This window comes from Burkholderia sp. KCJ3K979 (assembly GCF_016759955.1).
Taxonomy (GTDB): domain Bacteria; phylum Pseudomonadota; class Gammaproteobacteria; order Burkholderiales; family Burkholderiaceae; genus Burkholderia; species Burkholderia orbicola.
In genome coordinates this window covers 1-11,553 of record NZ_JACFYV010000210.1, presented here as the reverse complement: position 1 = coordinate 11,553, position 11,553 = coordinate 1, and the positions used below count along the sequence as shown (strand labels likewise).

The 11,553-nt window shown below is 68.7% G+C and carries 11 protein-coding genes; 6 read left to right on the top strand and 5 right to left on the bottom strand.

Annotation, left to right across the window (positions count from 1 at the left end):
• From H3O04_RS29280 to H3O04_RS29260, 5 genes are all read left to right on the top strand, one after another.
• Positions 1–840 (top strand): MFS transporter (locus tag H3O04_RS29280; protein ID WP_202589005.1); only part of this gene is annotated, 840 nt, incomplete at its 5' end.
• A 130-nt stretch (positions 841–970) separates the two neighbouring features.
• The gene (locus tag H3O04_RS29275; protein WP_202589004.1) at positions 971–2,404 is read left to right on the top strand and encodes an aminotransferase-like domain-containing protein; all 1,434 of its coding nucleotides are present in this window, start codon (positions 971–973) and stop codon (positions 2,402–2,404) included.
• 106 nt (positions 2,405–2,510) lie between these two features.
• Positions 2,511–2,900, top strand: coding sequence for a hypothetical protein (locus H3O04_RS29270; protein ID WP_124547519.1), 390 nt, complete (start codon positions 2,511–2,513; stop codon positions 2,898–2,900).
• A gap of 194 nt (positions 2,901–3,094) precedes the next feature.
• A complete protein-coding gene (locus tag H3O04_RS29265; RefSeq protein WP_012339895.1) occupies positions 3,095–4,879 on the top strand; it encodes a nitrite/sulfite reductase in 1,785 nt (594 codons plus the stop codon).
• Positions 4,876–5,313: a DUF934 domain-containing protein gene (locus H3O04_RS29260; RefSeq protein ID WP_012339894.1), complete on the top strand. Its 438-nt coding sequence runs from the start codon at positions 4,876–4,878 to the stop codon at positions 5,311–5,313. Before H3O04_RS29265 ends, H3O04_RS29260 begins: the two co-directional genes overlap by 4 nt.
• Before the next feature lie 82 nt (positions 5,314–5,395).
• Here H3O04_RS29260 and H3O04_RS29255 read toward each other — a convergent pair whose 3' ends face one another.
• The 5 genes from H3O04_RS29255 to H3O04_RS29235 all read right to left on the bottom strand — a co-directional run bounded on the left by H3O04_RS29255 (position 5,396) and on the right by H3O04_RS29235 (position 11,140).
• Positions 5,396–6,679, bottom strand: a complete 1,284-nt coding sequence (locus tag H3O04_RS29255; protein WP_200159518.1) for a virulence factor family protein — start codon at positions 6,677–6,679, stop codon at positions 5,396–5,398.
• The gene (gene mprF / locus H3O04_RS29250; RefSeq protein WP_202589003.1) at positions 6,676–9,270 is read right to left on the bottom strand and encodes a bifunctional lysylphosphatidylglycerol flippase/synthetase MprF; all 2,595 of its coding nucleotides are present in this window, start codon (positions 9,268–9,270) and stop codon (positions 6,676–6,678) included. Before mprF ends, H3O04_RS29255 begins: the two co-directional genes overlap by 4 nt.
• A gap of 152 nt (positions 9,271–9,422) precedes the next feature.
• Positions 9,423–9,659, bottom strand: a complete 237-nt coding sequence (locus tag H3O04_RS29245) for a hypothetical protein (RefSeq protein ID WP_226292054.1) — start codon at positions 9,657–9,659, stop codon at positions 9,423–9,425.
• A gap of 38 nt (positions 9,660–9,697) precedes the next feature.
• Positions 9,698–10,138 carry a hypothetical protein gene (locus H3O04_RS29240; protein WP_124620230.1) on the bottom strand — a complete coding sequence of 147 codons (441 nt, stop codon included), beginning with the start codon at positions 10,136–10,138 and terminating at the stop codon, positions 9,698–9,700.
• 81 nt (positions 10,139–10,219) lie between these two features.
• Positions 10,220–11,140: a LysR family transcriptional regulator gene (locus H3O04_RS29235; RefSeq protein WP_011547608.1), complete on the bottom strand. Its 921-nt coding sequence runs from the start codon at positions 11,138–11,140 to the stop codon at positions 10,220–10,222.
• Positions 11,141–11,246: 106 nt separating this feature from the next.
• Here H3O04_RS29235 and H3O04_RS29230 point away from each other — a divergent pair.
• A partial coding sequence (locus H3O04_RS29230; protein ID WP_202589002.1) for a GlcG/HbpS family heme-binding protein occupies positions 11,247–11,553 on the top strand: 307 nt, incomplete at its 3' end.

Here is an 11,553-nt window from a genome sequence, read left to right as displayed (position 1 = left end):
GTCGGCTGGCGCGGGTCGTTCGTGATCACGGGCGGCATCGGCATCGTCTGGGCGCTCGCGTGGTGGTTCGTCTATCGCGACCCGGAACGCTATCGCGCGATCGCGCCGGACGCCGTCGATGCGCTGCTCGCGCAACGCGGCGCACCGACGGTTGCGGCCGCAACCGACGGCCCGAAGGTGTCGTGGCTGGACCTGTTCCGCTATCGCACCGTGTGGGGGATGATGATCGGCCTGTTCTGCCTGAACTTCGCGATCTACTTCTTCATTACGTGGTTCCCGAGCTACCTGCTGCAGTCGCGCGGCTTCTCGCTCGCGTCGCTCGGCACGTGGGGCATGCTGCCCGCGCTGCTCGCGATTCCCGGCGGCTGGCTCGGCGGCTACGTGTCGGACAGCCTGTTCCGCCGTGGCTGGAGCGCCACCGCCGCGCGCAAGACCTGTCTCGTGCTCGGCATGCTGCTGTCGTCGTCGATCGCGCTGTCCGCGTTCGTCGAAAACGTGTGGGCCTGCCTCGGCCTGTTCGCGCTCGCGTATGCCAGCCTGTCGTTCGCCGGCGCCAACGTGTGGACGCTGGTCGGCGAAGTCGCGCCGACGCCCGCGCACGTCGCCTCGCTCGGCGGCATCCAGAACTTCGCGGGCAATCTCGCGGGCATCTTCATCACGACCTTCACCGGCGTGATGCTGTCGATCACGAAAGGCTCGTTCGTGGTGCCGCTCGCGGTGGCCGGCGCGCTGTGCGTGGTCGGTGCGCTGTCGTACCTGTTCATCGTCGGCAAGGTTGAACCGTTGCCGCCGCTGCGGCGCGGCAGCAGCGCACGGAATGTCGAGCCGAACGCGGCCTGACGCAGCGGGACGGCAGCGCGGAAACGCTCGCGCTTTCCTTTTCGGGCCACGCATCGGACAATGAGCCGCGCCCGCCGGGCGCGGTGCCGCCCCGGCCCGCGCGCGGCGGCGAAGCGCCCCGCCCACGCCGATGAAACGCTACGAAACCCTCGCCCATACGATCGCCGACGACATCCGCAACGGCAACCTCGCCGTCGGTACACGTCTGCCGTCGCTGCGGCAGATCATCGCGCAACATGGCGTGAGCCAGTCGACGGTGTTTCGCGCGTATTACCTGCTCGAGCAGTGGGGGTTGATCCGCGCGCGCGAACGCTCGGGCTACTACGTCGCGCCGGGCGCACAGCCGGCCACGAGCCCGGCGACGAAACGCCGTACGAGCCGCGCGGGTGCAACGCGCAAGGTCGACATCAGCAACCTCGTGTTCTCCGTGCTCGATGCGGCCACGCAGCCCGGCATCGTGCCGCTCGGTTCCGCGTTCCCGGCGCGGCAGCTGTTTCCGCTGCCGCGCCTGGCGAAGTCGCTCGCGCAGGCCACGCGACTCGTGAGCCCGTGGAGCACGGTGGTCGACCTGCCGCCCGGCAACGAAGCGCTGCGCCAGCAGATCGCGCGGCGCTATCTCGCCACAGGTATCTCGCAGCCGATCGACGAAATCGTCGTCACGAACGGCGCACTCGAAGCGCTGAACCTGTGCCTGATGGCGGTGACGCGGCCCGGCGACGTCGTCGCCGTCGAAGCACCGGGCTTCTATGCGGCGCTGCAGGCGATCGAGCGGCTCGACCTGCGCGCGGTCGAGATTCCCGTCGATCCGCGCACCGGCCTCGATCTCGATGCGCTCGCGAACGCGCTCGACCGGCACGCCATCCGCGCGTGCTGGTTCATGACCAATTTCCAGAATCCGACCGGCGTCACGCTGACCGCCGAAAAGAAGCGCGCGCTCGTCGAATTGCTCGCGGCGCGCAACGTGCCGCTGATCGAGGACGACGTGTACGGCGAACTGCATTTCGGCCCGGACTATCCGCTGCCCGCGCGCGCGTTCGACCGTCACGGCCTCGTGATGCACTGCAGTTCGTTCTCGAAGACGCTCGCGCCCGGCTACCGGATCGGCTGGGCCGCCGCCGGCCGGTTCGCGGAGAAGGTGCAGCGGCTCAAGCTGATGACGACGCTGTCGGCCAGCATCCCCGCGCAGGCCGGCATCGCGAACTATCTCGAGCACGGCGGCTACGACCGGCACCTGCGCAAGCTGCGCGGCGCGCTGCACGCGCAGCTCGACCGGATGGACGACGCGCTGCGGCGCTGGCTGCCGGCCGGCGTCGAATGGGTGCGGCCCGACGGCGGGTATTTCCTGTGGCTCGCGTTTCCCGATGCGATCGACGCGATGGAACTGCATCGCGAGGCGATCGCGCGCGGCATCAGCTTCGCGCCGGGCCCGCTGTTTTCGGCCGCGCACGGGTTCGAGCGCTGCGTGCGCGTGAACTTCGGCCATCCGTGGAGCCGCGACATCGAGCGCGCGATCCGCGTGCTCGGCGAACTGGTCGCGCAGCCGTCGGTCCGCAAGGCAGGTTGATCACGTAGTGCACGAGCGCACCAGGCCATGCTGCGTGCATCACGGTCATGCAGCCGCTCCGCGTGCGGGTTACATTGCAGATCCTGCCGCCCTTTCCCGATTGCCCATGAGCCCCTTGCCCTACCTCGATCACGACGCGCTGCTGACACTGACGGCCGAAGCGGCGCACGTCACGCAGCCGTGCTCGTGCACGAAGACCTCGCTCGCCGGCTGGACGACCCTGCCGCTGTCGCTGCCGGACACGCAACTGATCGAAGTGGCCACGCTCGCGCCGCCGGGCGAACCCGAGCCGACCTACGCGGAATATCATCCGGCCGGCACGCGCTATGCATCGGACGACGCGCCGATCGCGCCGCGCCATTTCCCGTACAACCGCTGCACCGTCAGCCGCTGCCGCACGTGCGGCCGCCTGTTCCTGCGCTACCAGGAAGGCGGCGGCTACTTCATCGACCAGCGCATCCGCGCGCTCGATCCGGCGCTCGTCGTCGACGCATGACCTCGGCCACGGGCATGCGCGCATGCCCGGCCCGCACCGGCGCCCCGCCGGCCATCTGCTGCGCCTTTTTCGTTTCGATCTGCTGCTTGTCCCGCCGCATCGCGTTCCCTACGCTGTCTTCCGTTGCCTGACATCCGTCGCAACGCCTTCCCGCGCCGCGCGCCATTCGCCGTGGCGCCTCTCGCTATCACGTCATGTATCGATATACCGATTTCGACCGGGCGCTCGTGCACAGCCGCGCCGCCCAGTTCCGCGACCAGCTCGAACGCTGGCAGCAAGGCACGCTCGGCGAGGATGCGTTCAGGCCGCTGCGCCTGCAGAACGGCTGGTACGTGCAGCGCCACGCGCCGATGCTGCGCGTCGCGGTGCCGTACGGCGAGCTGTCGAGTGCGCAGCTTCGCATGCTCGCGCGGATCGCGCGCGACTACGACGTACCCGACGACGCCACCTACCGCGCCGCGTGCGACGCCCAGGCGTTGCTCGGCACGTTGCGCCTGCCGACCCGCAGCGCGCACTTCACGACCCGCACCAACGTGCAGTTCAACTGGATTCCGCTTGCGAAGGCGGCCGACGTGATGGACCTGCTCGCGACCGTCGACATGCACGGCATCCAGACGAGCGGCAATTGCATCCGCAACATTTCGTGCGACGAACGCGCGGGCATCGCGCCGGACGAGATCGCCGATCCGCGCCCGTTCGCCGAAGTGATGCGCCAGTGGACGACGCTGCATCCCGAATTCGCGTTCCTGCCGCGCAAGTTCAAGATCGCGATCACGGGCGCGACCGAAGACCGCGCGGCGACCGACTGGCACGACGTCGGGCTGAAGCTCGTGCGCGACGACGCGGGCGCGCTCGGCTTTCGCGTGAGCGTGGGCGGCGGGATGGGCCGCACGCCGACGATCGCGACGCTGCTGCGCGCGTTCCTGCCGTGGCAGCACGTGATGAACTACATCGAGGCGATCGTCCGCGTGTACAACCGCTACGGGCGGCGCGACAACAAGTACAAGGCGCGGATCAAGATCCTCGTTAAGACCGAAGGGCAACGCTACATCGACGACGTCGAGGAAGAGTTCCGCCAGATCGTCGTCCACGACGGCGGCCCGCACACGATCCCGCAGGCCGAATTCGATCGCGTCGCCGCGTCGTTCGTCCCGCCGCGGGTGAAGGCGCGCACGCTCGACCTCGCGGACGCGAACGCGCGCTTGTCCGCGCAGGCGAGCCGTCATCCGGCGTTCGCGCGCTGGCTCGCCCGCAATGTCGCCGATCATCGCGACCCGGCGCTGCGCATCGTCACGCTGTCGTTCAAGCGCCGCCTGCAGGCGCCCGGCGACGCGTCGCCGGACCAGCTCGACGCGCTCGCCGAGCTCGCCGACCGCTTCTCGGCCGGCGAGGCGCGCGTCACGCACACGCAGAACGTCGTGCTGCCGTGGGTACACGTCGACGACCTGTTCCTGCTGTGGGAAAACGCCCGGGCGGTCGGGCTCGCGAGCGCGAACGTCGGGCTGCTGACCGACATGATCGCGTGCCCGGGCGGCGATTTCTGCGCGCTCGCGAACGCCCGCTCGCTTTCGGTCGCCGACGCGATCGCCGAGCGCTTCGACGATCTCGACCTGCTGCACGACATCGGTGACCTCGACCTGCACATCAGCGGCTGCATCAACTCGTGCGGCCATCATCATAGCGGCCACCTCGGCATCCTCGGCGTCGACAAGGACGGCGCGGAGTGGTACCAGGTCACGCTCGGCGGGTCGGACGGCTCGATCGCGAGCGGTCCCGCGCGGCCGGGCAAGGTGATCGGCCCGTCGTTTTCGGCGGACGAAATCGTCGACGTCGTCGACGCGATCGTCAATGCATATCTCGACGCGCGGATCGACGCGAACGGCCGCGGCGAACGATTCATCGACACGGTGCGCCGCATCGGCACGGAGCCGTTCAAGGCTGCCGCGAACGCCGCGCGTCATCAGGAAGAACCCGCATGAACCATGAAACCGCGAACGCAAGCGCGCGCATCCGGCTGCTGACGCCGGCCGAACATGCCGACGAAACCGAACAGCACGGCGTAGCGACGCTGACGATCGGCAACGACGAGGAACTCCCGCCGCTCGCCGCGCGCATCGCGCACGCCGAGCGCATCGACCTGCAGTTTCCGTCGTTTACCGACGGCCGCGCATACAGCCAGGCCTACCTGCTGCGCAAGCGCCACGGCTTCGCCGGCGACTTGCGCGCGACCGGCGACGTCCTGGTTGACCAGTTGCTGCTGATGGAGCGCACGGGATTTTCGAGCGCGGTGCTCGGCGACGACACCGACCTCACGGCCGCACGACGGCAGCTCGATCGGTTTCCGGGCTTCTATCAGCGCGATGCGAGAACGCCCCTGCCGCCGCAGGACGCCGCAGCGCAGCCCGGAAAATGAAACGGGCGGCTCGCTGGCCGCCCGTACGATGAACCGGAAGCAAACCGGCCGGCGCCCGCCATCATGCGGGCGCCCCCGGCATTCAGCGCGCCGCCACCGGCTTGCCGAACCCGCCGAGGATCTTCTTCTCGAGCGCGATGTAATCGCGGCCGAAGTGGTGATCGCCCTGCGTCTTGATCACGTCGGCGCCCGTGTTCGCGAGTGCCGGGCACATCGTGTCCGTCTCTTCCGCGCCATAGAAGCACTGCACGAGCGTCGGCGGCACCTTCGCGATTTCCGGCGCGACCTTCAGCGCCTTGTCGCTCGCGGGCATGCCGAGCCAGCCCGTCACGCGGATCTGGAAATCGGCCGACGGCGCGAAGCCGAGCAGCGACATCACCGCGACCTTGTCGCGCAGGTCGGCCGGCAGCCGGTTGTACGCGAACGGCATCACGTCGGCGCCGAACGAGTAGCCGACCAGCGCCACGCGGCTCGCATGCCAGCGCGCCATGTAGGTGCGCATCATGCGTGCCAGGTCGCGGCTCACCTGGGCGGGCGGCTTCTCGCTCCAGAAATAACGCAGGCTGTCGACGCCGACCACCGACACGCCGTCGCGCTGCAGCGCCTCGGCGATCGTCTTGTCGAGATCGCGCCAGCCGCCGTCGCCCGAGATCACGATCGCGAGCCGGTCGCTGCCGCCCTTGGCCGGCAGTTCGACGAGCGGCAGGTCGGACACGTCGAGCTCGTCGCTGCTGCCGCCGGTGTCGCGCAGGTGCGACGTAACGAGCGACACGAGCTTCGCGGTGTCGCCCGCGGCCGCCGTTTCGACGAAGCCCGGCATCGCGCGGCGCACGATCGTCGGATCGGGCGGGCACGGCTTGAAGCGCGGATCGAGCTTCGCGGCCGGACCGACCGCGACGACGCCGGCGATCGTGTTCTCCGGCGCCATCGCGAGAATCTGCTTCGCGATCGCGCCGCCCTGGCCCACGCCCGCGACGATCGGCGTGAAATAGCGCGACGACTGCGCGAGACGTTCGAGCTGATGGCTGACTGCCTCGGCGTCGCCGTCGAGGTGATGGCAGGTCTCCTGCTTCGCGGCGAGATTCGCCGCGTAACGCCCGGAATCGACGCCGACCGTCATCGCGCCGGCTTTCGCGAGCGCGTCGGCCGCCTGCTGATCGGCGGCATGCCAGCCGGCCTCACGCGAGAACAGCACGACGAAACCGCGCAGCGGCCCGCTCGGCTTGGTCACGGTCACGGGCCCGTAGCGGCCGCCGGACACGGTTTCGGCTTTCACGTCGGCCGGCTGCGCGGCGCACACGGCGCCGGCCAGCATCATTCCCGCGCAGGCGGCTGCCGCCCGCGCGCTTACCTTCTTCAACATCATGAACGCCGACCTCCAGCCAGCAATGACAGATCCGCCAGCGTGACGAACACGCCGACCGAGCCCGAGGCCGCGAGATAACGCGGCTCCCAGTGCGGTTCGAACTTGCTCTTGAAAGCGCGCAAGCCGCGGAAGTTGTAGAAGCGGCCGCCGAAGCGCCAGACCATCAGGCCGAGCCGGTGGAACGGCGACGGCATCTTCGCCGCCCCCATCCCCGAGAACGGCGCGATGCCCAGGCTCAGCTTGCGGAACCCCGCTTCCTTCAGATGCAGCGCGAGCTGCGTAAACAGATACTCCATCGCATACGGCGACGCGTCCGGCAGATGGCGCATCACGCCGACCGTCGCCTCGGTGTTGAGGTCTGTCGTCATGAACGTGACGAACGCGATCGGCTTGTCGGCCTGCCGCACCAGCATCACCGACTGCGTCGACAGATAGCCGTCGTGGAACGCGGCCACCGAGAAACTCTTCTCGCGCGCATCGCGGCTGTCGAGCCAGCCGTCGGAGATGTCGCGCAGCGCCGGCAGCGCGGCCGGCACGTCGCCCGGCGCGATCACCTCGACCGTCAGCGCATCCTTGTCGCCGCGGCGCAGCGCGTAGCGCAGGTGCGAACGGTTCGAACCCTTCAGGTCGAACTGGTCGAGCGCGATATGCGCTTCCTCGCCGAGCTTCATCAGCGTGAGCCCCGCGTCGAGATACAGCGGCAACGCGTTCGCGCGCACCTGGTAGAACGCCGCGCGGCCGCTGTGCGCGTGCGCGAGCGCGATGAACTTGCTGATCAGCGCCGGCCACTCTTCACGCGGCCCGACCGGATCGTGCAGCGCGGCCCACGTGCGGCCGTTCTTCGCGTACATCAGGAACGCACGGCGCGATTCGGAAAACAGGAACGACTTGTCGCCCATCAGCGCGAGACCCGCGTCGCTGCATTCCTGCGCGCGGATGATCTGCTCCGCGTCGATCAGGTCCTGCTCGGCGGGCTTCACGAAACGGCCGGGCGCCGGACGCAGCAATTGCCACAGCGCGAACAGCGCGACGAATACGCCGGCGGCGAGCGTCGCGCGCAGCGCCCGCGGCGCGCGCGCATCGAACGAGAAATGCGACCACAGATCGCGCGTGTAAGGTACGTCGCGGAACGCGAAGAACAGCACCCACACGGCCAGCATCAGCACCATCGCCACCGATACGAACCAGCTCACCGTGAAGCGTTCGGCAAACAGCGACGAATGACGGTTGAAGCGGCGGCGGCTGACGAGCAGCAGCACGAGCAGCGTGCCGAGCACGCCTGCCTCGACGAACGCGAGGCCCTTGGCCAGCGACAGCGCGAGGCTCGCGAGCGTCAAGGCGAACGTCATCCACCACGCACCGTCGAGCCGGCGCAGCAGCCCGCGCGCGACGAACAGCAGCGCGACGCCGAGCACGCTGCAGATCACCTGCGAGCCTTCGAGCACCCACAGCGGCACGATGTGGCGCAGGATCGCGATCCGGTGCCAGAACGCGGGCGTCGCGCTCGAGATCACCAGCATCCCGCCGACCGCGAAGGTCACGAGGCTCAGAAACACCGGCGCCAGTTGCGACACGCGCACGGCCTGCCGCGTCACGAGCCGGCGCCGCAGCGCGCGGCCCTCGAAGCCGGCCAGCAAGCCGGCCGACAGCACGAGCGGCACGCCGAAATAGATCGCGCGATACGCGATCAGCGCGGCGACCATCGCGTGCGCGGGCACTTCGCGGCCCAGCGTGAAGACCATCGCCGCTTCGAACACGCCGATCCCGCCCGGCGTATGGCCGATCATCCCGAGCAGCAACGCGGCTGCATAAACGGTGATGAAGGTCGGGAAGCCGACGGGAGCCGCCGGCAGCAACACCCACAGCGTCAGGCCCGCGGCAACGACGTCGAGCACCGCATAGACGACCTGTGCAACGAGATCGCGCCGCGCCGGCACGTCGAACGACAGCCATTTGAAGCGCGTGACGACCGGGCGCGCGGTGTTGCCGCACAGCACGACCAGCGCGGCGAGCGCGACGAGCAGTGCCGCGCCCGTCCACGTGAGCACGCCGGGCGCGACGTGCAGCATCGCGGCGAGCGCCTCCGGCACGCAGACCATGCCGACCGCCGTCATCAACACCATCGCGAGCGCCAGCGTGCCGCTCGTGAACACCGTCATCCGGCCGATCTGGGCGGGCGTGACGCCCGACACGCCGTACACGCGAGCACGCACCGCGCCGCCCGTCAGCGCGCCGAAGCCGGTCGCGTTGCCGAGCGCGGAACCGGCAATCGCGCCGATCCACAGCGCGACGCGCGGCACCCTGGCCGCGACATAACGCAGGCCGACCGCATCGCGGGCGACGAGCGCGAGATAGCTGAGGGCCGTCGCGGCCAGCGACGCGCCCCACTCGCCGACGGACATGTGACGCAACTGGCGAATCACCGACCGATAGTCGACGGATTCCGACAGATGCTGGAAAACCACGATCAGCAGCAGGCCGATGCCGAGCGCGAGCAGCGGCGACAGTACGCGCTCGTTGCGGATCAGCGCCCGGGCACGGACGATCACCGCCTCGGCACGGCCGGGCGAACCAGGGTGGCGGGAAGACATAACGTGTTCAGTGGTGGTGCATAGCGTGTCGCGGCGCGGGCTGGCCGGGCGGCGACGTATCTGGTTGTTCTGCATGGGCGGCCGGCCGAAGACGGACTCGAGGCGCCTGGATCAGAACTTACGAGTATACGGAACTTATATTACAGAATCTTTCACGTCGCCTTTGTGCGGATTTGTGGTTTCTCGCGCATCAAAAACGCATAAAGAAACAGGGCGTCCCACGAACGCAAGGTGCGCATCATACCGGGAACCGGGGCGTTTTTTTCATCGGATGAATGACTTGTGATGCATTTGGGCGGAATTTGCCGCGCCGGGCCCGGCGGGCGAGGACGAAAACGCGACGGCGCGGCGCATTTCGGAATGGCCGCGAGTTGATTCGGCGCGTTCATTCCGGCGCGCCACCGGTACGGAAATACGCCACTACGCGTCACTTCGCCCGTTCATGCTCCCCCAAACCGATCGCCTTGTAGTCGTAAGTCGGATAGAACTCTGTCCGGTACGCGCCCCACGCCGTATCCTCGAGCACGCGATTGACCTCGCGCAGCCGCGACGCCGGCAGTCGCAGCACGACGATCTGCCCGATCCCCATCGTCACGGTCCAGCTCACGACCTCGACGCCCGGCGGCGGAAACGCCTTGTAGAAACCCTGCTTCGCGAGTTGCGCGTTCAGCTCGGCGAGCGGGCGGGACTGGTCGTGTTTCAGGAAAACCGTCAGCAGTATCGCGTTGTCGGGAGTCGCCGCCGCCGAGCCGGCCGGCACGGTCGACGTCGACGTCTGGCCGACGGCGGGCGCGCTACCGATCGCGACAGCACCCAGCGCCGTGGCAATCAAAAGGGTTCGAATCGGGAAATACGGGAATGCCGTCATCACGCAACTCCATGGCTTCGTGGCTGGAGCCGCCATCATGCACCGCCCAATCCATTGCTGCAGTGACCCGAGCCGATGCGATTACGCGACGTCCGCGCCCGCGCCTTCGCGCTCGCGCAGCACGTCGATGAACGCGCGCAGCTTGGCCGGCACGTGCTTGCGGTTCACGTAATACAGCCACATCGGCGGCAGGGTCCGGCACGCGCCGGGCAGCACTTCGACGAGCGTGCCGTCGTGCAGATCCTGCTCGATCCGCTCGCGCACGAACGCGAACGCGATGCCGACACCGACGCGCGCTGCGTCGATCACCGCATCGTCGTCGTTCGTCACGAACACGCCGTCCGGATCGAGATCGACGTCGCGGCGCCCGTCGTGCAGCAGCCATTTATGCAGGCGTCCGCTCTCCGCAAACCGGAAACGGATGCACGCATGCCGCCCGAGCGCGGCGATCGACTCGGGCGTGCCGTGCCGCGCAAGATAGGCCGGCGACGCGACCAGCGCACACGTCAGCGCCGGCGCGATCCGCACGCCGATCATGCCAGGCTGCAATCGGTCGGCCAGGCGAATCCCCGCGTCGAAGCCATCCTTCGCGATGTCGACGAGTTCGTTGTCGTAGCGGATTTCGAGCCGGACTTTCGGATAGCGCTCGCGGAACGTGGCGAGCACCGGCGCGATCACGAGCAAGCGCGCGAGCGGCAGCGCGGTCACGCGCAGCAGCCCGTTCGGCTCGCTGCGCGCATCCTTCAGTTCGTCGCGTGCCTGCATGACCTGCCGGTAAGCGGGTTCGGTCTGCCGCCAGTAGCGCTGGCCGGCCTCGGTGAGGCTCACGCCGCGCGTGCTGCGGTTGAACAGCTTCACGTTGAGTTCGCCCTCGAGTTGCCCGATCGCCAGGCTAACGGCCGCCGGCGTCAGGCCCAGCGCGGCCGCGGCCCGCGTGAAGTTGCCGGCCGTCGCGACGGTCATGAACACGTGCAGCCCGGCCATCGGATCGCGTCTGCTCATCGTCTGTCCATCATTAAAAAAACTTGAAACTGCTTCGAGCGGAATGCGGATTCTCCCATATACCGCAACTGCCTACACTGGCGCTGTCGTCCCCTCGGAGCCTCGCATGAACCCGCTCACCGCCGCACTCCCGCTGCCGCTCGCCGTCGCCCGCCGCACGGTCGACGCGGCGCTCGCGCAGGCCGCATCGCTGCAAGTGGCCGGCGTCGCGATCGCCGTCGTCGATGCCGGCGCGAACCTGCTCGCGTTCGTGCGTACCGACGACTGTTTTCTCGGCGCGATCGATCTCGCGCAGCGCAAGGCGCTGACGGCGGTGCGCTTTCGCGCGTCGACCGGTGCGCTCGGCGCGATGTCGGGCGACGGTCCGCTGCGCGGCATCGAACACAGTCTCGGCGGGCTCGTCACGTTCGGCG

Bases quoted from the DNA above. Each gene is read 5' to 3' on its own strand.
- H3O04_RS29275 (WP_202589004.1), top strand. From the start codon at position 971: ATGAAACGCTACGAAACCCTCGCCCATACGATCGCCGACGACATCCGC.
- H3O04_RS29270 (WP_124547519.1), top strand. From the start codon at position 2,511: ATGAGCCCCTTGCCCTACCTCGATCACGACGCGCTGCTGACACTGACG.
- H3O04_RS29265 (WP_012339895.1), top strand. From the start codon at position 3,095: ATGTATCGATATACCGATTTCGACCGGGCGCTCGTGCACAGCCGCGCC.
- H3O04_RS29260 (WP_012339894.1), top strand. From the start codon at position 4,876: ATGAACCATGAAACCGCGAACGCAAGCGCGCGCATCCGGCTGCTGACG.
- H3O04_RS29255 (WP_200159518.1), bottom strand. From the start codon at position 6,679: ATGATGTTGAAGAAGGTAAGCGCGCGGGCGGCAGCCGCCTGCGCGGGA.
- mprF (WP_202589003.1), bottom strand. From the start codon at position 9,270: ATGTCTTCCCGCCACCCTGGTTCGCCCGGCCGTGCCGAGGCGGTGATC.
- H3O04_RS29245 (WP_226292054.1), bottom strand. From the start codon at position 9,659: ATGAACGCGCCGAATCAACTCGCGGCCATTCCGAAATGCGCCGCGCCG.
- H3O04_RS29240 (WP_124620230.1), bottom strand. From the start codon at position 10,138: ATGACGGCATTCCCGTATTTCCCGATTCGAACCCTTTTGATTGCCACG.
- H3O04_RS29235 (WP_011547608.1), bottom strand. From the start codon at position 11,140: ATGAGCAGACGCGATCCGATGGCCGGGCTGCACGTGTTCATGACCGTC.